General features: G+C 45.5%; 21 protein-coding genes and 1 tRNA gene. 18 read left to right on the top strand and 4 right to left on the bottom strand.

What is annotated here, in order from left to right; genetic code table 11:
• Nucleotides 1-1380, top strand: a complete 1380-nt coding sequence (gene glcD / locus KCO92_RS00940) for a glycolate oxidase subunit GlcD (RefSeq protein WP_104695103.1) — start codon at nucleotides 1-3, stop codon at nucleotides 1378-1380.
• Nucleotides 1377-1850 carry a methylated-DNA--[protein]-cysteine S-methyltransferase gene (locus KCO92_RS00935; RefSeq protein ID WP_104695104.1) on the top strand — a complete coding sequence of 158 codons (474 nt, stop codon included), beginning with the start codon at nucleotides 1377-1379 and terminating at the stop codon, nucleotides 1848-1850. The genes glcD and KCO92_RS00935 overlap by 4 nt, the downstream gene beginning before the upstream one ends.
• Before the next feature lie 2 nt (nucleotides 1851-1852).
• Here the strand turns inward: KCO92_RS00935 and KCO92_RS00930 are convergent, their stop codons facing one another.
• The 4 genes from KCO92_RS00930 to rpoD are packed head-to-tail and all read right to left on the bottom strand — an operon-like array spanning nucleotide 1853 to nucleotide 6854.
• Entirely contained in the window at nucleotides 1853-3205 is a 1353-nt protein-coding gene (locus tag KCO92_RS00930) for an FAD-dependent oxidoreductase (protein WP_104695105.1), read from the bottom strand.
• A 43-nt stretch (nucleotides 3206-3248) separates the two neighbouring features.
• Nucleotides 3249-4547, bottom strand: coding sequence for a C40 family peptidase (locus tag KCO92_RS00925; protein ID WP_411710203.1), 1299 nt, complete (start codon nucleotides 4545-4547; stop codon nucleotides 3249-3251).
• Nucleotides 4534-4989 (bottom strand): low molecular weight protein-tyrosine-phosphatase, encoded by a 456-nt coding sequence (locus KCO92_RS00920; protein ID WP_104695107.1) that lies wholly within the window; start codon nucleotides 4987-4989, stop codon nucleotides 4534-4536. The genes KCO92_RS00925 and KCO92_RS00920 overlap by 14 nt, the downstream gene beginning before the upstream one ends.
• Nucleotides 4986-6854 carry an RNA polymerase sigma factor RpoD gene (rpoD, locus tag KCO92_RS00915; protein WP_104695108.1) on the bottom strand — a complete coding sequence of 623 codons (1869 nt, stop codon included), beginning with the start codon at nucleotides 6852-6854 and terminating at the stop codon, nucleotides 4986-4988. Before rpoD ends, KCO92_RS00920 begins: the two co-directional genes overlap by 4 nt.
• A gap of 114 nt (nucleotides 6855-6968) precedes the next feature.
• Between rpoD and tatB the strand changes: the two genes are divergently transcribed.
• From tatB to KCO92_RS00835, 16 genes are all read left to right on the top strand, one after another.
• Complete coding sequence (gene tatB / locus KCO92_RS00910; protein WP_104695124.1) at nucleotides 6969-7370, top strand: Sec-independent protein translocase protein TatB; 402 nt, start codon at nucleotides 6969-6971, stop codon at nucleotides 7368-7370.
• Nucleotides 7363-8067 (top strand): twin-arginine translocase subunit TatC, encoded by a 705-nt coding sequence (gene tatC, locus KCO92_RS00905; protein ID WP_104695109.1) that lies wholly within the window; start codon nucleotides 7363-7365, stop codon nucleotides 8065-8067. Before tatB ends, tatC begins: the two co-directional genes overlap by 8 nt.
• The gene (gene queA, locus KCO92_RS00900) at nucleotides 8064-9089 is read left to right on the top strand and encodes a tRNA preQ1(34) S-adenosylmethionine ribosyltransferase-isomerase QueA (RefSeq protein WP_104695110.1); all 1026 of its coding nucleotides are present in this window, start codon (nucleotides 8064-8066) and stop codon (nucleotides 9087-9089) included. The genes tatC and queA overlap by 4 nt, the downstream gene beginning before the upstream one ends.
• Nucleotides 9086-9613, top strand: coding sequence for a 16S rRNA (guanine(527)-N(7))-methyltransferase RsmG (gene rsmG, locus KCO92_RS00895; protein WP_104695111.1), 528 nt, complete (start codon nucleotides 9086-9088; stop codon nucleotides 9611-9613). Before queA ends, rsmG begins: the two co-directional genes overlap by 4 nt.
• Nucleotides 9614-9616: 3 nt before the next feature.
• Nucleotides 9617-9826 (top strand): PP0621 family protein, encoded by a 210-nt coding sequence (locus KCO92_RS00890; RefSeq protein WP_104695112.1) that lies wholly within the window; start codon nucleotides 9617-9619, stop codon nucleotides 9824-9826.
• Nucleotides 9826-10212: a hypothetical protein gene (locus KCO92_RS00885; protein ID WP_104695113.1), complete on the top strand. Its 387-nt coding sequence runs from the start codon at nucleotides 9826-9828 to the stop codon at nucleotides 10210-10212. The genes KCO92_RS00890 and KCO92_RS00885 overlap by 1 nt, the downstream gene beginning before the upstream one ends.
• A gap of 27 nt (nucleotides 10213-10239) precedes the next feature.
• Nucleotides 10240-10327: transfer RNA gene (locus KCO92_RS00880), tRNA-Ser, on the top strand.
• 138 nt (nucleotides 10328-10465) lie between these two features.
• Complete coding sequence (gene ureA, locus KCO92_RS00875) at nucleotides 10466-11179, top strand: urease subunit alpha (RefSeq protein WP_104695114.1); 714 nt, start codon at nucleotides 10466-10468, stop codon at nucleotides 11177-11179.
• Nucleotides 11180-11189: 10 nt separating this feature from the next.
• Nucleotides 11190-12899 (top strand): urease subunit beta, encoded by a 1710-nt coding sequence (gene ureB / locus KCO92_RS00870; protein WP_104695115.1) that lies wholly within the window; start codon nucleotides 11190-11192, stop codon nucleotides 12897-12899.
• A gap of 151 nt (nucleotides 12900-13050) precedes the next feature.
• Complete coding sequence (locus KCO92_RS00865) at nucleotides 13051-13638, top strand: AmiS/UreI family transporter (protein ID WP_104695116.1); 588 nt, start codon at nucleotides 13051-13053, stop codon at nucleotides 13636-13638.
• A gap of 1 nt (nucleotide 13639) precedes the next feature.
• A complete protein-coding gene (locus KCO92_RS00860; RefSeq protein ID WP_247598879.1) occupies nucleotides 13640-14167 on the top strand; it encodes an urease accessory protein UreE in 528 nt (175 codons plus the stop codon).
• Between the two features lie 2 nt (nucleotides 14168-14169).
• Nucleotides 14170-14847, top strand: coding sequence for an urease accessory protein UreF (locus KCO92_RS00855; RefSeq protein WP_104695117.1), 678 nt, complete (start codon nucleotides 14170-14172; stop codon nucleotides 14845-14847).
• A gap of 21 nt (nucleotides 14848-14868) precedes the next feature.
• Nucleotides 14869-15468, top strand: coding sequence for an urease accessory protein UreG (ureG, locus tag KCO92_RS00850; protein WP_104695118.1), 600 nt, complete (start codon nucleotides 14869-14871; stop codon nucleotides 15466-15468).
• Nucleotides 15468-16283, top strand: a complete 816-nt coding sequence (locus tag KCO92_RS00845; protein ID WP_104695119.1) for an urease accessory protein UreD — start codon at nucleotides 15468-15470, stop codon at nucleotides 16281-16283. Before ureG ends, KCO92_RS00845 begins: the two co-directional genes overlap by 1 nt.
• Nucleotides 16284-16335: 52 nt before the next feature.
• On the top strand, nucleotides 16336-17745 hold the full coding sequence (locus KCO92_RS00840; RefSeq protein WP_104695120.1) for a COG3014 family protein: 1410 nt from the start codon (nucleotides 16336-16338) through the stop codon (nucleotides 17743-17745).
• Between the two features lie 575 nt (nucleotides 17746-18320).
• Nucleotides 18321-18815, top strand: a complete 495-nt coding sequence (locus KCO92_RS00835; protein WP_104695121.1) for a hypothetical protein — start codon at nucleotides 18321-18323, stop codon at nucleotides 18813-18815.
• Nucleotides 18816-18820: the final 5 nt, after the last annotated feature.

Genomic DNA, 18820 nt, shown 5'->3' with positions numbered 1-18820 from the left:
ATGCTAGAAGCTACCCATACCCGGTATTTGAGCCAACTTGTAGGTGAGGATAATTTTTACATAGACCCCGCCCATCTCCAAGCCTATGCCTATGATGCTACTAGGGAGCGCTACTTACCCGATGGAGTGATTTTTCCCAGACATGAAGAAGATGTGTGCCAAATTTTAGCTTATTGCAACGAGCATAAAATCATCATTGTGCCACGGGGGGCAGGGAGTGGCTTCACGGGGGGAGCATTGAGCGCGCATGGGGGACTAGTTTTGAGCCTAGAGAAGCATTTAGATCAGATTTTAGAAATTGATGAAAAAAATCTGATTGCGCGCGTGCAACCCGGAGTAATTAATAAGCATTTTCAAAACGAAGTAGAGAAGAGAGGGTTATTTTACCCCCCCGATCCGGCTAGTCAGGATCAAAGCACTCTAGGGGGTAATGTGAGTGAAAACGCCGGAGGAATGCGCGCAGCCAAATATGGCATCACTAAAGATTATGTGATGGCCTTGCGTGCGGTCTTGCCTAATGGCGATGTGATTAGGGCGGGCAAGAAAACAATTAAAGATGTTGCCGGTTTCAATGTAGCTGGGATTTTGATCGCCTCTGAGGGCTGTTTAGCTGTGATTACAGAAATTACCCTGAAACTTCTAGCCAAACCCAAACTTAAACAATCAGCCATGGGGGTGTTTGCTAGCATTCAAGATGCGATGGAGGCAGTGTACAAGAGCATGGCTAGCGGGGTCACCCCGGTGGCAATGGAATTTTTGGACAACCTGAGTATCCGAGCGGTGGAGCAACGCTTTTGCAAGGGCTTGCCAATGGAAGCGGGTGCGATTCTCATCACGCAAGTGGATGGGAGCGTGCCCGAGCAGATTACATGGCAACTGACCCAAATTGAAAAACACTTTAGAGAAAATGGCTGTGTGGATTTTTGCGTAGCTCAAGATGCCCAACAAGAAGAAGATTTATGGTTTGCGCGCCGTAACGCCTCCCAAAGCATTAGCATTTATGGCAAGAAAAAGCTCAACGAAGATGTAACCGTGCCACGGGCTAGTTTACCCGCCCTTTTGCAGGAAGTAGAGCGCATCAGTCAAACCTATGACTTGCCCATTCCTTGTTTTGGGCACACCGGCGATGGGAATGTGCATGTCAATATCATGCTTGAAGACCCCGATACACAGCTAGAAAAGGGGCAACAAGCCATGGAGGAGATTTTTAAAAGCGCAATTGCTTTAGGGGGCACACTAAGCGGGGAGCATGGCATTGGTTTGTCTAAGGCAAAATTTATGCCTCTAGCCTTCACTCCTGAGGAAATGGGATTGTTTAGGCGCATTAAAAGCGCGTTTGATCCCAACAACATTTTAAACCCCTTTAAAATGGGGCTATGAATTGCCAACACTTTTTTAAAACTCCCAAGAGTTTTCCAGTGCCCTATTTGCACCTGCGCACCAGCGCGCTAGGCTTGCAGGCCATAGATTTTACACATACTCCGGGTGAAAACGACCCTCTTACAGATACCATGCATGCTGCGATCAAGGCCCTAGAGAATTACTTTAGGGGCACTCTCTATCGCTTTGACTTACCCTTAGACCTTATAGGCTCATCTTTTCAAAAACAAGTTTGGCAGGCACTACAAAGCATCCCCTACGCGCAAACCCGCAGTTACGCCCAAATTGCCGCCCAGATTGCTAAACCTAAAGCCTACCGCGCGCTAGGCAATGCCAACCATGCCAACCCCTGCCCTATTGTGGTTCCTTGTCACCGCGTCGTGCGTGCCAATGGCGAGCTGGGGGGTTATGGGGGTGGTGTGAAAATCAAGGCGTGGCTTTTAGATCATGAGCAACACCACCTGCATTAACCCTAGCCTAACTCCTCAGGAGAGAGTTCTTCATAAAAACGCTCAAGGTCTAAATGAGCACCCAAATACTGCGTGATCTCTTTGGCATCCTTGAGAGCATTTTCTAAACAGCTAGTGGCACCCGGAGAGGGGGTCATGTTGAAAGTTACCCCTTTATGCGTAACAATCTTTCTCTCTCCTAGCTCTAGCTTCTTTTTAGTGCGATCCAACACCTGTGGACGCACCTCCCCAAAACCAGCGGCATATTGCAGATCGCTTAGGGAGAGTGAGGGAATAATTTTGCGGGCATCTTTTAGAAATTTCCGTTTGCCGATGTAGGGAAGCTCAAAGACCATGTTTTTAAATACGTAATTCCTAATATCTCTTTCTGTGAACAGATCAAAGACAATGCTCGCCACATCTGTATTGCAATCCATCTTAATAAGTTCCCAACTAATACCCCTTAGGCAGGAAGTCTTGTGGCGTTCCAACTTGGGCATGGCTAGAGCAGTAGGCCCTAGACGGGTTTTTCCCTTGATCCACACATCTGGATCGCCATGTAAAGCGGCAAAGGGGAGTTTGGGGTTTTGTACGGTGTAAACTTTGCCCCGTAGTAAATTAGGAACAAAGTAAAAGCTTCCTGCCACGGGCAAACACCCCAAATCCAAGCCATAACCCATGGATTGGGCTAAGGGTAGCGAATACGACCCCGCATTCACAAGGACAAATTTTGCATAAATCTCATCGCCTTCCGTCGAAATCACGGCCCATTCATCCATGCAAGGCTCGATTCTGCCCACCTTAAAGTTGAAAAAAACATGGTTGCTAGAATTGAGAGCCATAGCCTCTTCTACAAAATTCTCACTCAATAACTCAAAATTCATCCCACACCAATAACTCTCAAAGCCGCTACCCACGACATTATCGGGGCGATCCAGGCCATGCTCTTCTAAGATGATCTTAGGTTCAATCTCTTTGAGTTTAGCCTTATCAAAGAAAGTCAGACCGGGGTAAATTTCTTGAAATTCCTCATGCCGTTTGGTAATGAAAGCGCATTCCTTATCCCCTACTCCAATGGCCATCTTCTGCATTTCGAAAATAACTTTGTTTTGAAGATTTTTATTCAGGGCATAACGGCGAATCTTCTCAGCTGCGAACTTGACTTTTCTGGCCTTCTGAGCGGTGTAGTTGGTTTCAATGGCTCCATCGTGGATTGTCTGAGAATTGGCCTTTGCGTTAGAGCTCACTTTAGCCAAATTTTTCTCTCTTTCCACGAGGGCAATTTTTTTTAAATCCGTATACTGACTCAAGGTCCACAGCAGGGCACAGCCAGAAACCCCACCCCCCACAATCACCACATCAAAATCACGCTTCATGAATTCCCTTTAACTTTGTTTAAAAATGCGGATTGTAACACAATTAATGTGCGGCTAACTTTAAACTGTATTCGTAAAGATCTGACATCGCCTCCACGCGATCGATGAGCAATCTCGTTTTGGAAGAGGCATTTTTGTTCTCTTTGCCTAGCTCCAAAGTAGTGATCACAGCCCTGCCAATATTATAAGTGCGCGTAGCAGATTCACCTACTGAAATTGCCCAGATATTATGCGCCACGATGGCTTTATGTGCATGGGTGCCCAAATAGAGCATGATATGTCCTCTAAGCCAGAGGATGGTTGCAAAAGGAGTGGCATGCTTGATGATATAAGCCTCTTTTTCCAGAGCTGACATAGAGCTTAGATCGACCATGTTATTAGCATAGCGCACTTGAGCCAGCGAGTTTCGAGGTAATAAAATGCCAAAACTCGCAAAACTATCTCTAGTGAAAGCTGAACAATCACGCTTCTGTTCTGATCCACCCCAACCATAGGGCTGGCCTAGCATGGTGTCAATAACAGCCGCCATCACGCGCGCGCTCAAAGGGCGAGGAAAATTTGTAAAATATTGTGGCTGAATTGGGGTGGGGACGAGTTTGGCAAACCCGCGTGAATCCTTGGCATAGGTGTAGACCTGGTGGCTCCTTCCGGGTACTTTAGCCAAAATCTCTCCCATGTGGGCGTAAGCAAATGGCTGTTGGCCGTGATTATAGAGGGGGACTTTATCTTGAAGTGGGGTGATGTAATTTTTAAGACCCATAAGTTTTTGCATGGTGTGCGGTTTGACTAAAGCTAGATGGGCAACTTTAACCCAGCCATAGACAAAACTGCTCTGGATATGCGCATAGCTCTTGTCTGTGTTGTAATGAGTGATGAGCACAGGTGTGCCCGCAAAAATCAGTGAATTTTGCCAACGATCAAAGGGAGCTCCGGTTTTGTTGATGTAATAAGGTTTATCTGTAGGGGCTGCGCGCACATTGGCATCTTCTATGATAATGGCTTTGAGTGCAACACTGGGATAGTGTGCGGTTTCCATGCTCGCCCAAAGTGCATCGAGTGTTTTTGGATTATTAGGGCGCAGATATTCATCATAGCCTTGCGCTTTGAAGAGGTCCTGCATCCAAAAAACTTCATTGAAATCGCGCATAACCTCCATGCGCGTCCAAGGAGCATACCACTGCTCCAAATACGCATTTTTGAGTTTGGCCCTGTCTGGAATGGGTGGGGAACGCTTGGGAAGATAGTAACGTGCTTCTTGGGGAAGCTTGAGGTCTAAAAGTGTGTCCTCAGCGTGTAAGCCCAACACGATCAGACCAAGTAATAAAATCCTAAACATGGCAATGTGTTAACAACTCCCTTACGCCCTGCTCGATGAGGGAGTAAACGCGTTCTAAGTCTTGAACACGGGTGAAAGTGTAAGGATCGGGAACATCTACCCCCTTTAAACCAAAATCACCCAACTTGTAGATATGGGAGTGGGTGATACCTAAACCCTTGAGGGCTTGCACATTGCTAGAATCCATGGCCACAATCCAGTCGAAGTCATTGGCTAATTCTTGGGTAATGGGCTTACTTCTGAAAGGTGTGAGATCGATTCCATGCTGCTGGGCTAGTTGGATAATGGGGGGGTGAGCCGATTCACCCTGGTGAAATGCGGAGATTCCCGCACCATCTACGCACACACTAAGATTTTGTGCTGCGATGAGGTGCTGGGCAATCCCGCGTGCCAACATGGAGCGACAGATATTACCCAAGCACAAAAACAAGAGACTTTTAGGTTTCATATGCGCAAATAACTGCGGAGTAAGCGACCATACTGCGGGCTACGCAATTTTTTGATCGCGCTACTCTCAATTTGACGCACCCGTTCCCGCGTTACATTGAGCTCTTTGCCAATCTCTTCTAGCGTACGATCGCTTTCATCTTCAAGCAAACCAAAACGCATGCGAATCACAGACTTCTCGCGCTCGTTGAGCTGATCCAGCACCCCATCAATCTGGGCTTTCAAGTCCTCGCGCATGATATGTTCCATAGAACCCACGACCTTATCATTCTCCACAAAATCCCCAAATTTGCCATCGTCGTCATTGCCCACAGGGGACTCTAGACTAATAGGTTCTTTGGTGATCTTGATGACATTTTTTACCTTATCCAAGGGTAAACCCACTTCCTTAGCCACCAAGTCCAAATCAGGCTCTTTGCCATTTTCTTGCACATACTTACGCATCACCTTGTTGATGCGGTTGATGGTATCGATCATGTGGATAGGGATGCGAATTGTGCGGGCTTGATCGGCGATTGCACGACTAATGGCTTGTTTGATCCACCAAGTAGCATAGGTCGAAAAGCGGTAATTCTTCTCATGTTCGAATTTATCTACTGCCTTCATCAACCCGATGTTACCCTCTTGAATCAAATCCAAGAAAGGCAGACCACGGGAAGTATAACGCTTGGCAATGCTCACCACAAGGCGTAAATTGGAGCGCGCCATTTTATTCTTAGCCTTGTCAGAAATGAGTTTCCCGCGTTTGATTTGCTCTAAAATCTCTTTGAGTTTGCCCGGCTCTAAATCAAAGCCATCCTCGCTAGCTTCCTTGGTTTGGAAAAGCTTTCTGATCTCCATGTAGCTGCCAATCATGGTGGCTTCTGGGATCATGGCCGCAATCTCCTCCTTGCTCATGTGCGTGATATTCTTCAAGATATTCTTGTGATTCTCGATCAAAGCCTCGTTGAACAAAGATAGCCTATACTCCAAGCGTTTTAATTCTTTTTCAAATCCATCTCCACTTTTGAGAGAGGTTTCCATAGCCTTAACAAGCTCCCCGATGAGCTTACTGGTGGGACCCAAATCGTAGAGTTTTTCTTTCAGCACCCGGCGTTTGTAGGCTAGAGTGAGGGCGTGTAGCAGTTCATCCTCTTGAGCGGGGGTGTTGAGTGCTTTAAGCCACTCTTTTTTAGCCTTGCTCAAAGCCTTAAAACTTTCAATGACTTTCTCCACGCGCTTGCGATCCTTTTCTGAAAGATTCTTCTTTACCTCGATGGTGTCCTCGTCTTCATCTTCCAACTCGCCTTCTTCTTCTTTTTTAGTGCCCGCTTCATCGTCATCGAAGTTCCTGAAAAGTTCTTTGACGCGTCTCTCGCGGTTAATCAGCGCGTCTTTGTAGTTATAGATGAAATCGATCAAATAGGGCACAGAGCAGATCGCATCCAGGATGATATTCTCTCCCAATTTAATCTGTTTACTGAGTTCTACCTCTTCTTCTTTGCTAAGTAAGGGAATCTCACCCATTTCGCGCAAATACATGCGCACAGGGCTATCACTCCTAGACCATTCTGTGAGTTCTTTTTCCTTGATAAAGTCCAACCCTTCATCGGTGTCTTCCTCAAGAGCTTTGGATTTTTTGCGTGGAGTTTTGCGCTCCATGGAGAGCGAAGTAAGGGCACACTCCGAAGAATGCACAAAGCATTTACCGTATTTGAGAGCGAGTTCTCTAATTTTCTTAACCTGAGAAGAGGTAGGAATTTTTTGAAACACATCCAAGAGGCGTTCGTAAGAAATATCTTTTTCAGATTCCTTAAAGATTTGTTCAAGTTCTTCTTGAAAAGTAGTTTTTGAGGAGTTTTTGGCGGGTTTATTGGGTTTTTCCATAGAAAGATCCTAATCATGCAGATGTGAGTGTCAAACTACAAAAAGAGTAAACAGCTTCATTATAATAAAGATTAACTTATGAAAGTATTAAGACTAGCAGGCTATAATGCGCGCATGTTTGGAATAGGTTTTTTTGAACTTATGGTGATCTTAGCGGTTGCCATTATCTTCCTAGGGCCGGAGAAATTTCCCCAGGCAGTGGTGGATTTGGCGCGTTTTTTCAAGGCGGTAAAAAAAACACTCAACGACGCTAAAGAGACCTTAGATCAAGAGTTACGCATAGAAAACTTAAGACAGGAGAGTTTGGGGTATAAAAAGCTCTTTGAGGAAGAGCAGCACAAATTAGAAAATACTTTCCATAAAGAGCTTAAAGACCTCCAACAAGTGCAAGATGATCTCAAAACCAGCATCGCACATGCCAATCCCCTAGACGCACTATCTGGCGAGGTGCAGGCCGATGAACCCCCCCCTCCCAAAGTGAGCCTAGAAAAACCCCCAAAGAAATTAGATGTTTGAAGACTTAAAGCCTCATCTTGAGGAATTGCGTAAGCGTTTGCTGATTTGTATCGCGGTGTTAGTGGGAGCGTTCATTCTCTGTTTCAATTTTTGGGATCATATCTTTGCATGGATCAGAGCCTCTTATGCGGGCAAATTGATCCAAATCTCCCCCATTGAGGGGGTGATGGTGGCAATCAAGGTGAGTTTTTTAGCCTCTTTGGCACTGGCCATGCCCATCATTTTTTGGCAACTTTGGCTTTTTGTCGCCCCCGGACTTTATAAGCATGAAAAAAAGATGGCTCTTCCCTTTGTCTTCTCTGGTACAGCGATGTTTGTCATAGGTGCATGCTTTGCTTACTATGTCGTTTTCCCCTTTGTGATTCACTATTTAGCTAACTTTGGAAGTGCGGTTTTTGAAGCCAATATTTCGGCCTCTAGCTATGTGAGTTTTTTTACACGACTGATTTTAGGCTTTGGCGTGGCGTTTGAGTTGCCCGTCTTGGCTTTCTTCCTGGCTAAAATGGGCTTGATTACAGACGCAACTCTCAAAGCCTATTTTAAATACGCGATTGTAGTAATTTTCATTATCGCCGCCATCATCACTCCCCCCGATGTGATGAGTCAAATCTGCATGGCTTTGCCCTTGATCGGTTTGTATGGCCTCTCCATTTTGATTGCTAAAATTGTCAATCCAGCTCCTAAAGAAACTCAATGACTAGCATTCCTCCAGAGTTTTTGCTCTCCAGTTACCATTATGACTTGCCTCCTGAATACATCGCCTCCACTCCTCTGCTGCCCCCAGAGCAAGCCAAACTTTTGGTGTATGAGCGCGCTACTGGACGCATCACTCATAGCTCTTTTGCCCATGTCTTTGACTTCTTTCCCCAAAACGCACTCGTAGTACTCAACGACACTAAAGTCATCAAGGCGCGCCTCTACGGATACAAAGCTAGCGGGGGCAGGGTAGAACTCTTGATACACAACCCCCATAATCTCTGCTACTTTAACGCCCAAATCAAGGGACGGATTTCTCAAGGGAGCATGATTGATTTGGGGCAGGGGTATTCTTGTGAAGTGCTCACCCCTCCCTCTAATTTGCGCCAAGTGTGTTTTCACCACCACCAAAAACCCCTAAAATGGGAAAAGGTGTTAAACATGCTCGAACTTCTAGGACATATGCCCATCCCACCCTATCTCAAGCGCGCCGACACACCCACAGACATACAAACTTATCAAAGCGTCTTTGCCAAGCATCCCGGAGCCATTGCTGCCCCCACCGCCTCGCTGCATTTTTCAGAACGCGCCAAAGAACACCTTTTAGCCCATTTCCAACACGCCTTTTTGACCTTGCATGTGGGAGCGGGCACCTTTGTAGGTGTGGAGTGTGCCGACATTAGAGAACATCCCATGCATTCTGAGGCGTTGTTTATCCCTGAAGAAACACAACGGGCTTTAGATCGTGCGCCCTATATTCTGTGTGTGGGCACAACAGCCCTTAGAGGAGTGGAGCATTATAAGCGTGGGGAGGCACTTAAACCTTGTGATTTGTTTTTGCATCCAGGTAACCCCGTTACCCACGCTCAAGCCTTGTTAACAAATTTTCATCTGCCTAAATCCACTTTGATCATGCTAGTGGCTTCCATGGTGGGTTTGCAAACATGTTTAGAGCTCTACAAAATCGCCATAGAACACAAGTATCGCTTTTATTCCTATGGCGATGGAATGCTCATTTTATGAATCAAGCTTTACTGGATCACTTTGGCGTGCTATTACTAGAGTGGAATCGTATCCACGCCTTAAGTGGGGCAAAGGATTTAACCCAGATTCAAGCCCAAATTGTGGATAGTGTGCGGGTGTTGGATTTTATCCGGCCTTTTAAAACTTGTTTAGACATAGGGAGCGGAGCAGGCTTTCCTGCCATTCCTCTAGCCATTTATTGCCCTCACGCGCATTTTTTTCTTGTAGAGCCCAATGCTAAAAAAATTGCCTTTCTTCACCATGTCAAAATGGCCTTGGGCTTAGAGAATATCACGCTCAAACGCGCGCGTATCCAAGAATTGCTCCCCATGTCTGTGGAGCTCATCACTTCTAGGGCATTGATGGGCACACAAGAGCTCATCACACTTTGCACGCCCTTTTTAGAGTCGGGGGGGCATTTCTTATTCTATAAGGGGAGTTTGCTGGAACAAGAGATCACATGTTTGTCTAGTGAGCGTTTTTACTATGGTAAACGAGTGTATTTTTATCGCCAAAAGGAATGAAATATGAGATTTTTAATTGCGCTATTGTTAATCGGTTGGATTATTTACCTCATCTCTAAGGTTTCCAAATTCTCCAAATCCTCTAAAAAACAAGATGGAGTAGAAAACCTGGTCGAATGCGTGGTTTGTAAAACCTATGTTTCTAGTCAAGAGGCGATTATTGCTCGAGGGCGTGTTTTTTGTAGCCAACACTGCTTACAAAAGGGGGACTAATGCTGATTTTTGGACATCCAAAAATTCCATGCCCTATATTCAAAGCTATTACCACCTTCAATGAGATCACCCATAGCACTAACGACACTATTGTATATTTCCATGCTCATTTAGAAAACGCTTGCGAGCTTGCTGAGCATTGCACTACAGAGCGAGTGAAATACGCGGTGGTCGTGTCTAATGCCTATGAGCTTGCCTTAATGATCAACTTCACGCCTGCCTACATCATCGCCCCTATGCAAGCCCAAGACTTCCAAAGCGTGGCCAATGATTACCTTTTGGATTCTAAGATTCTCGCCCCTATTAGCACTCAAGAGGAGATCACCCAAGCCCTGCACATGCGCCTAGATGGAGTGATTTTTAAAGAGTGGCTCACACACGCTTAAGCTAGATCGTGCTAGAATGCGCGCTTTGGAGAGATGTCCGAGTGGTTGAAGGAGCACGCCTGGAACGCGTGTAAGGTGCAAGCCTTCAAGGGTTCGAATCCCTTTCTCTCCGCCACTTCTTCGTAAGATAAACAAAGAATAAATAATATTATCTAGTCGTTTAAAAATGTTAACAAAAATTAGAAAATTTTAGACTACAATCCGCCTTGTTGATAGCTTGGGCTACCAATAGAAATTCAATAAGGAGTTTAGGATGAAACTAACCCCCAAAGAGCTAGACAAATTAATGCTCCACTATGCGGGCAGATTAGCAGAAGAACGCTTGGCGCGTGGCGTGAAACTCAATTATACCGAAGCGGTGGCACTCATCAGTGCGCGTGTAATGGAAAAAGCGCGTGATGGCAATAAAAGCGTGGCAGATTTGATGCAAGAAGGCAGGACTTGGCTAAAAAAAGAAGATGTGATGGATGGCGTAGCACACATGATTCACGAGGTGGGGATTGAAGCTAACTTCCCCGATGGCACCAAACTTGTTACCATCCACACTCCCGTAGAAGACAATGGCAAGTTAGCCCCAGGCGAAGTCTTCTTAAAAGATGAAGACATTACCATTAACGCCGACAAGGAAGCCATTACCCTAGAAGTGGAAAACAAAGGTGATCGTCCTGTGCAGGTGGGATCACACTTCCATTTCTTTGAAGTCAACAAACTCTTGAACTTCGATCGCGAAAAAGCTTTTGGCAAACGCCTAGACATCGCTTCAGGGACAGCTGTGCGCTTTGAACCGGGTGAAAAAAAGACTGTCGAGTTGATCGACATTGGCGGGAATAAACGCGTCTATGGCTTTAACTCTTTGGTGGATCGTCAAGCCGATGCCGATGGCAAAAAATTGGGCTTGAAACGCGCTAAAGAAAAAGGCTTTGGGTCTGTGCCTGCCTGCTGTGAAGCGACTAAAAGTAAACAATAGAGGAGAAAGCATGAAAAAGATTTCACGAAAAGAATATGTATCTATGTATGGTCCCACCACTGGAGATCGTGTCAGACTAGGCGATACCAACTTGATTTTAGAGGTGGAACACGATTGCACCACTTATGGCGAAGAGATCAAATTTGGAGGCGGTAAGACTATCCGCGATGGGATGAGTCAAACCAACAGCCCCAGCTCTTATGAGTTGGACTTGGTGCTCACCAATGCTTTGATCGTGGACTATACCGGTATTTACAAAGCCGACATTGGAATTAAAGATGGCAAAATTGCAGGCATTGGTAAAGCAGGCAATAAGGACATGCAAGATGGCGTAGATAACAATCTTTGCGTGGGCCCTGCTACGGAAGCGTTGGCTGCTGAAGGACTGATTGTTACAGCGGGTGGGATTGACACGCACATTCACTTTATCTCTCCCCAACAAATCCCTACCGCTTTTGCTAGTGGGGTTACTACTATGATTGGGGGAGGCACAGGTCCAGCTGATGGCACCAATGCGACCACCATCACTCCCGGGCGTGGCAATCTTAAAAGCATGCTCCGCGCAGCTGAAGAATACGCCATGAATCTAGGCTTTTTGGCTAAGGGAAATGTCTCTTACGAGCCCTCCTTGCGCGATCAGATCGAGGCAGGTGCCATTGGCTTTAAAATTCACGAAGACTGGGGTAGCACGCCCGCAGCCATCCATCACTGCTTGAATGTTGCCGATGAATACGATGTACAAGTGGCTATCCACACCGATACCCTCAATGAAGCCGGTTGTGTGGAAGACACCCTAGAAGCCATTGCTGGGCGCACCATCCACACCTTTCACACTGAGGGCGCAGGGGGAGGACATGCTCCAGATGTCATTAAAATGGCAGGGGAATTTAACATTTTGCCCGCCTCCACTAACCCTACCATTCCTTTTACCAAAAACACCGAAGCCGAACACATGGACATGTTAATGGTATGCCACCACTTGGATAAAAGCATTAAAGAAGATGTGCAGTTCGCCGATTCAAGGATTCGCCCCCAGACTATTGCCGCTGAAGATCAGCTCCATGACATGGGGATTTTCTCTATCACTAGCTCTGACTCTCAAGCTATGGGACGCGTAGGCGAGGTCATTACGCGCACTTGGCAGACAGCGGATAAGAACAAAAAAGAATTTGGTCGCTTGAAAGAGGAAAAGGGCGATAATGATAATTTCCGTATCAAACGCTACATTTCCAAATACACTATCAACCCCGCTATCGCGCATGGTATTTCTGACTATGTAGGCTCTGTGGAAGTGGGCAAATACGCCGATCTCGTGCTTTGGAGCCCCGCGTTCTTTGGGATTAAACCCAACATGATTATTAAAGGTGGCTTTATCGCGCTCTCTCAAATGGGCGATGCCAATGCCTCTATCCCCACTCCTCAACCCGTCTATTACCGCGAAATGTTTGGCCACCATGGCAAAAACAAATTTGACACGAACATCACTTTCGTGTCCCAAGCAGCTTATAAGGCAGGCATTAAAGAAGAACTAGGGTTGGATCGCGTCGTATTGCCAGTGAAAAACTGCCGCAATATCACCAAAAAGGATCTCAAATTCAACGATGTTACCGCGCACATCGAGGTTAATCCTGAAACCTATAAAGTGAAAGTAGATGGCAAAGAGGTAACCTCTAAAGCGGCCGATGAATTGAGTTTAGCGCAGCTCTATAATCTGTTTTAAACCGCTCAAGGAGGGGGATTTATACAGAGGGAGGGGCAGGATTTGAGGGGGTCATTGATTTACTTTGCTGGTTTATAATGGACGCAAGAGTTGTTTTTTTTCGGGTTTTTGCCTGCACTAAAACTCTCAAATCTTTGCCAAAAGGATGGTAATGTTAGGTCTAGTGTTGTTGTATGTTGCGATCGTGTTGATTAGCAATGGTGTGTGCGGATTGATTGGGTCGGACCCCAAGAGCAAGGCCGTGATGAACTTTTTTGTGGGTGGGCTCTCGATCATATGTAATATTGTGTTTATTGCCTATGCGACTTTCCACCCCACTGCGCCTGTAGTGGGTAGCGAAGATGTAGCCCAAGTATCGCACCATTTGATTAACTTCTATGCTCCTGCAACTGGGTTATTGTTCGGTTTCACCTACTTGTATGCAGCTATCAACAATATTTATAACTTGGATTGGAAACCCTATGGGTGGTATTGTCTTTTTGTTGCCATCAACACCATTCCTGCGGCTGTTCTCTCACATTATAGCGATACCCTGGTGACTCATAAAGTTTTAGGAATCACCGAGGGGGATTGGTGGGCCATTATTTGGTTAGCTTGGGGTGTGCTTTGGTTCACTGGCTGGATTGAATGCGCTTTGGGTAAAAGCTTGGGCAAATTCGTTCCATGGCTTGCTATTATCGAGGGGATAGTTACCGCTTGGATTCCCGCTTGGTTGCTCTTCATCCAACATTGGGTATAAAATGATCCGCGCGCAAGCCATTTTGGGGAATGTGCATAGACATCCTAGCTCCAAAGAGCTAGACTATATCGATTTGGAATGGTTTGATACCCAAAAGAGGATGGGGCGTTGGGTATCACGCGCGGGGGTGGAGATCGCTCTCAAGCTTGACAAATCTCCCTTGATGGGTTTGTGCGATGGAGATATTTTATTTGAAGATATAGATCGCGTTGTGAGCGTGAATATTCTGCCTACTGAAGTGATTTGTGTCTACGCGCGCGATTATGCGCAAGTGGCTAGGATTTGCTATGAGGTGGGCAATCGCCACGCCTCTCTTTACTATGGCGAGCAAGATTTGAGTTTTGAAACCCCATTTGAGAAACCCCTACAAGTTCTCTTTGAAAAACTGGGGGCAAGGTATGAGGTTTTAAAAAGCAAATTGGACGGCTCTAGGCGCATAAGCGTGAGCGCACCCCATGCCGATCCGCTGGGTGTGAGCGCACCTTTGAAATTCCAAGATAGCGATCAGCTCGTTATTATTAAAAGATAAACATGCAAACAGATTTTCTACTTCTCCAAATCAACGATGCCATGTTTCCCATTGGCAGCTACACCCATTCTTTTGGGCTAGAAACCTATATCCAGCACAAAGAGGTTTTTGACAAGGCAAGTGCACTGGCCTATATGCGCGCATTCCTCAGCACACAATTTCTTTATAGCGATTTACTTAGTCTAAAATTAGCCTACACCTATGCCAAACAAAACGCGCTCCAATCTTTGTTAGACATAGAAGAGCGTATCGCACTAGCCACCCCGCCCCTAGAATTACGCAGCGCAAATCAAAAGCTAGGGAGCCGTTTTTTAAAAACTCTCATGGCACTAGATCTACCTCCCCATGCTTTCTTTAATACCTACTCCCAAGCGAGCACTATCCCTACACATGCCACTGCTTATGGAGTTTTTTGTGCCTGCTTTGATTTAGATTTGGAGATAGCTCTAAAACATTATCTTTATGCGCAAAGCTCTAATGCGGTCATCAACTGCGTAAAAACAATCCCTCTAGCCCAAAATGACGGGCAACGCATTTTGCTAGCCTTGCAAGCGAGCTTTGTAGAAATTTTGCAAAAGCTAGAAGAGTTGGACGAGTCGTATTTATGTGCAGCAAGCATTCATAACGACATCAAAGCGATGCAACACGAACATTTATACTCCAGACTTTACATGTCTTAATACTACCAAGAAAGGACAATTATGGTTAAAATAGGGGTTTGTGGGCCTGTGGGCAGTGGTAAAACAGCGTTGATCGAAGCGCTCACCCGCGCGATGAGCCAAGAATACAGTATTGGAGTGATCACTAATGATATCTACACTAAAGAGGATGCCGAGTTTTTATGTAAAAATTCGGTCATGCCTAGAGAACGCATTATTGGGGTAGAAACAGGAGGGTGTCCGCACACGGCTATTAGAGAGGACGCGTCTATGAATTTAGAGGCGGTAGAGGAATTGCATGCTAAATTCCCCGATATTGAACTCATGTTTATTGAGAGTGGGGGAGACAATCTCTCCACCACTTTTAATCCCGAACTAGCCGATTTCACCATCTTTGTGATCGATGTGGCTGAGGGGGATAAAATCCCACGCAAAGGGGGTCCAGGTATCACACGCTCAGATTTGCTCATTATCAACAAGATCGATCTGGCTCCCTATGTGGGGGCAGATTTGGGCGTGATGGATCGCGATTCTAAGAAAATGCGCGGTGAGAAGCCCTTTTTATTTACTAATATCCGCTCTAAAGAGGGCTTGGATTCTGTAATTGGCTGGATCAAAAAATACGCGCTTTTAGAAGAGTAATGGAACACAAGACTACCTACGCCCAAGCCTCTAAGCTGTATTTGAGGACGGCTATTGGGGCGCATGGGCGGTGCGTGATCGCTGATAACCATTTCACTCCCCCCTTTAAGCTCATGCCCCCTTTCCATGAAAAGGATTCTTTGGATGAGATCATGCTCTTGGTCGTGGGAGCAGGCATGCTCAAAGGAGATGCGCAGGATATTCAGATTGAAATAGGCAAAGGTTGCCAACTCAAACTCTCTTCCCAAAGCTTTGAGAAAATCTTTGATACCGAAGATGGCTATGCCAGCCGTGATACACATGTGGTGGTTGAGGAAAACGCACTTTTGGATTTTTCCCCCCTGCCCATCATTCCCTTTGCCAACGCGCATTTTAAAAACCACACCCGGATCGTGCTACGCCCCAACTCTGAGCTACTCTACAGCGAGATCATGGCTGCAGGACGCATCGCACATGGGGAAGCCTTCGCCTTTAATAAAATTCACTCCACACTTGAGATTTGCTATCAAGACTCCTACAATTCCCAACTCCTCTTTGTAGACAACACTATCTTAGACCCCGCGCGCATGGATTTAACCAACCCGTGCATGTTCGATCGCTATACCCACTATCTCAACATGGTTATTTTTACCAAGCGCCTACAACAAGGGGCGATTCAAACCCTCTTAGAAGAGTCTAGACTCAATGGCGGGCTTAGTGCTTTGCCCTCTCGCCTGCCCCAAGAATACCGCAGTCTTTGCCTCAAAGCACTTGCCTATGGCTCTGAACCCCTGCTCGCCCTGCGCCAAAACATATCGCAACTTTTATTGGATTAAATGTTTCTTATTTTAGCTATACTCGCAGCTTCAAATCATGTGAGGAGTGTTTATGAAGACACGGGTTGGGATTTATGGGTGTATGGCTTTAGGCGCACTCTTATTGGGCTGTGCGCACACGCAGAGTCGCGATCAGTTACCGCGTTTCCATGCCAGCTATTACGCCAAGCAGAACCAGCAAGCCGATAAATATGCTAAGGACATCATAGCTAAGGACACTAAGCAATTAAACACACCCCTATGGCAATTGCAAGATGGGGTGAACGAGTTTATGATGGGGAATTACAAGGGGTCTTTAGAAGTCTTAGATCAGGCCAATAAAGTCTTTGACACCCACTACAGAAGTTTAGAAAAGGGCATTGCAAAGTTGGGAGCGGCTACTTATGGAAGCGCGACCAATATTCCCTATGAAGGGCATATGTATGAATGGGAATTGACCAATTACTACATGGCCCTAGACTACGCGTTTATGGGAAATCTCCAAGATGCTAGGGTGGAATTTAACCGCACTTTGGATCGCCAGCGCCGTGTTAAGGAAGTTTACACCAAGGAAATCCAAAAACATTTAGACAAAATGAATGCAGATGCTAAGCAAAAGGATGCGGGTAAGTTGCAAAGCATGACGGCCAGTTTGTCTGAGTTCGATCGGCAGTTGAGCAGCCGTTACTCCAATCTCAAGCAACTAGAAGCTTATGATGGCTTCATCAACCCCTTGGTGAGCTATGTTGCCGGCTTATTCTATGGGGTGAATGGGGATCATGGTAAAAGTGTGGATAGTCTTAAAGAAGCCTATGCTATCAGCAAAGCCCCTCTCATCGCTCAGGATATCAAGCGCTTTGAAAAACATTCCACAGATAAGATGACCTGGGTAATTATAGAGGATGGTGCACAGCCCACTTTGGAAGAGTATAAAAATGCCACATTCAATTACGCTCTACCTCTCTTGAAACAGGGGAAAAATTTCCACACTAATTTTGAGCTCTCCACAGGGGGCAAGAATCAGCGCTTTGAAATCCTATCTCATTTTGATGGTGTGGTGCAAGCGGAGTATCAAAAAACCTTGCCTGCCATTAAGACTCGTGCGATCACATCGGCTATCTTAAAAACGGGTACAGAAGTTGCGTTAAAAACAGCAGGGGAGATGGCTCCAGGTTATGGAGGTTTAGCAGCGGGTTTAGCCGGGTCTATCATGCATGCTACCAACAAAGCCACCACCGCAGCTGATACCCGTAGCTCCACGATTTTTCCTAACACAGTTTGGGTAGCAAGCTTGGAAAACAAGAGTGCAAGAGCAAGCAGTTTCAGTGTCAGCATCGATACTTGGAGCAAGCGGTTCACATTAACCACATGTAATGCCAACATGCGCAAACAGGATAATCAAGTTTGCAATAATACCAATAACATCATCTTCATCCGCAGCTTTGAGGGCAGTAATCAAAATATCAAGGTCTTGTCGTTTTAGAGCTATGGATCAATCCCTGATGTTCAATAGAATGTCAGGGTTTTTCGCACCTCAGAGTGATGACTTTGCAAGGTATAATCTACTGCCAGGGAGGCTCAAGATAGTGAGTACTACCAAATGGCTATAGAGTATTTTCAAAAAGCGGAAGATATGGGCGATTCACATGCGTATACTGCGTTATCAAATCTGCTTAACCTGCTTGGACAACTTAATGGAATAAAACAAGGCAAAGAAGCAACACCATGCCAAATTGCCAAATAAACCCGCAAACATGGTGATTGCGCTAAGGCTCTAGAGTATTTGCAAGAAGCAATTTAGCAGGAGGATACTCAAACTGCGGAAGCTTACTATCTATTAGGGTAGATGCACTATAGCGGACAAGGCGTACCAAAAGATGATATTAAGTTTAAGCAGTGCTTCGAAAAATCAGCCTCTATGTGGCATACGAGGACTTTTGATGGGTCGGATTTAAAGAGACATTTTATTTAAATTATTTGAAGAGAGAATATGCACAATCCACAATCTTGAGAATTGGTATTAGTGGATGAGGAAAAATATGTAAAAGGAGTTTTCTAATGGCAAAAATTACAAGCTTAGAAAGGTATGCTAAACTCGGAGCTGTTTTGTATTGTGATATACGCTTTTGGGTTGCACATTCGGGTATTTACGTTGGGGATAATCTCATCGCAGAAGTAACTAACAAGGATGGCAAGGCTTACATTAGATATGCCCATCCCCGCCACTTTTTGACACGCTTAGAAGATGAAAGAGAGGGGAAGCTCAAAGAGGGTGGAAAAATTTATATTGCCTGCGGTAAAGATGGTAATTCGCTTGGTTCAGAACAAGTAGCTCAAAGAGCTAAAACAGCTGTTGAAAGTGCAAGGAGTAAGGCAAGAGGCAAAGAATACGCTTGGATTGCTATTGATAATTCTGAACTAAATTGCCATAAATTCAGCACAGGATGCTTACTGGGCAATTTTAAAAATGAATGTTGGGATTTTAGTTGCCTAGAAAACAAGATTCGTGGGACTTACGGCGAATTTAAATGGCTTCATGTGGAGATCGGCTAGCTATT

This window comes from Helicobacter salomonis, assembly GCF_017979425.1.
Classification (GTDB): Bacteria; Campylobacterota; Campylobacteria; order Campylobacterales; family Helicobacteraceae; genus Helicobacter; species Helicobacter salomonis.
Note: the sequence above shows the minus strand (reverse complement) of the source record. Positions and strands in the feature narration are given on the sequence as shown.

What these genes read in the sequence shown, in the direction of transcription:
- tatC (WP_104695109.1), top strand. Translation starts at nt 7,363, where the DNA reads ATGTTTGAAGACTTAAAGCCTCATCTTGAGGAATTGCGTAAGCGTTTG.
- ureG (WP_104695118.1), top strand. Translation starts at nt 14,869, where the DNA reads ATGGTTAAAATAGGGGTTTGTGGGCCTGTGGGCAGTGGTAAAACAGCG.
- KCO92_RS00935 (WP_104695104.1), top strand. Translation starts at nt 1,377, where the DNA reads ATGAATTGCCAACACTTTTTTAAAACTCCCAAGAGTTTTCCAGTGCCC.
- tatB (WP_104695124.1), top strand. Translation starts at nt 6,969, where the DNA reads ATGTTTGGAATAGGTTTTTTTGAACTTATGGTGATCTTAGCGGTTGCC.
- KCO92_RS00835 (WP_104695121.1), top strand. Translation starts at nt 18,321, where the DNA reads ATGGCAAAAATTACAAGCTTAGAAAGGTATGCTAAACTCGGAGCTGTT.
- KCO92_RS00845 (WP_104695119.1), top strand. Translation starts at nt 15,468, where the DNA reads ATGGAACACAAGACTACCTACGCCCAAGCCTCTAAGCTGTATTTGAGG.
- rpoD (WP_104695108.1), bottom strand. Translation starts at nt 6,854, where the DNA reads ATGGAAAAACCCAATAAACCCGCCAAAAACTCCTCAAAAACTACTTTT.
- ureA (WP_104695114.1), top strand. Translation starts at nt 10,466, where the DNA reads ATGAAACTAACCCCCAAAGAGCTAGACAAATTAATGCTCCACTATGCG.
- KCO92_RS00840 (WP_104695120.1), top strand. Translation starts at nt 16,336, where the DNA reads ATGAAGACACGGGTTGGGATTTATGGGTGTATGGCTTTAGGCGCACTC.
- ureB (WP_104695115.1), top strand. Translation starts at nt 11,190, where the DNA reads ATGAAAAAGATTTCACGAAAAGAATATGTATCTATGTATGGTCCCACC.
- KCO92_RS00930 (WP_104695105.1), bottom strand. Translation starts at nt 3,205, where the DNA reads ATGAAGCGTGATTTTGATGTGGTGATTGTGGGGGGTGGGGTTTCTGGC.
- KCO92_RS00885 (WP_104695113.1), top strand. Translation starts at nt 9,826, where the DNA reads ATGCTGATTTTTGGACATCCAAAAATTCCATGCCCTATATTCAAAGCT.
- queA (WP_104695110.1), top strand. Translation starts at nt 8,064, where the DNA reads ATGACTAGCATTCCTCCAGAGTTTTTGCTCTCCAGTTACCATTATGAC.
- KCO92_RS00920 (WP_104695107.1), bottom strand. Translation starts at nt 4,989, where the DNA reads ATGAAACCTAAAAGTCTCTTGTTTTTGTGCTTGGGTAATATCTGTCGC.
- rsmG (WP_104695111.1), top strand. Translation starts at nt 9,086, where the DNA reads ATGAATCAAGCTTTACTGGATCACTTTGGCGTGCTATTACTAGAGTGG.
- KCO92_RS00855 (WP_104695117.1), top strand. Translation starts at nt 14,170, where the DNA reads ATGCAAACAGATTTTCTACTTCTCCAAATCAACGATGCCATGTTTCCC.
- KCO92_RS00890 (WP_104695112.1), top strand. Translation starts at nt 9,617, where the DNA reads ATGAGATTTTTAATTGCGCTATTGTTAATCGGTTGGATTATTTACCTC.
- KCO92_RS00860 (WP_247598879.1), top strand. Translation starts at nt 13,640, where the DNA reads ATGATCCGCGCGCAAGCCATTTTGGGGAATGTGCATAGACATCCTAGC.
- KCO92_RS00865 (WP_104695116.1), top strand. Translation starts at nt 13,051, where the DNA reads ATGTTAGGTCTAGTGTTGTTGTATGTTGCGATCGTGTTGATTAGCAAT.
- glcD (WP_104695103.1), top strand. Translation starts at nt 1, where the DNA reads ATGCTAGAAGCTACCCATACCCGGTATTTGAGCCAACTTGTAGGTGAG.